Source organism: Novosphingobium huizhouense (assembly GCF_020179475.1).
GTDB lineage: Bacteria > Pseudomonadota > Alphaproteobacteria > Sphingomonadales > Sphingomonadaceae > Novosphingobium > Novosphingobium huizhouense.
Map to the genome: position 1 here is coordinate 1 of NZ_JAILXZ010000033.1, position 287 is coordinate 287.

Consider the following 287-nt stretch of genomic DNA (forward strand, 5'->3'; position numbering starts at 1 on the left):
TCCGGGCGGCCCCTGGCATTCTCACTGGGTGTCGATGATGCGCTGCACCAGTTCGGGTCCGAACTGATCCGCGTATTTCTGAACGACCGGCTGCACGGCCTCGATGAATTCGGCGCGTTCCGGCTCGATCACGGTCGTGCCGTTCTCTTTCAGCCAGGCGATGTCGCTGTCGAAATTCGAAGCGAACAGTTCGCGCTGCATCTGCGTGACCTTCTCGAAGGCCGCGTCGAACTCGGTACGTTGCTCGGCTGTCAGTGAGGCCATCGCATCCTTGTTCGCGACCACCG

Annotated in this window: 1 protein-coding gene; it reads right to left on the minus strand. The window is 61.3% G+C overall.

Translation table 11 applies throughout. The features are described 5' to 3' along the window. Positions 1–21 precede the first annotated feature (21 nt). The coding region (locus K3A85_RS17860) for a type 2 periplasmic-binding domain-containing protein (RefSeq protein WP_225207863.1) at positions 22–287 on the minus strand (266 nt) is incomplete at its 5' end.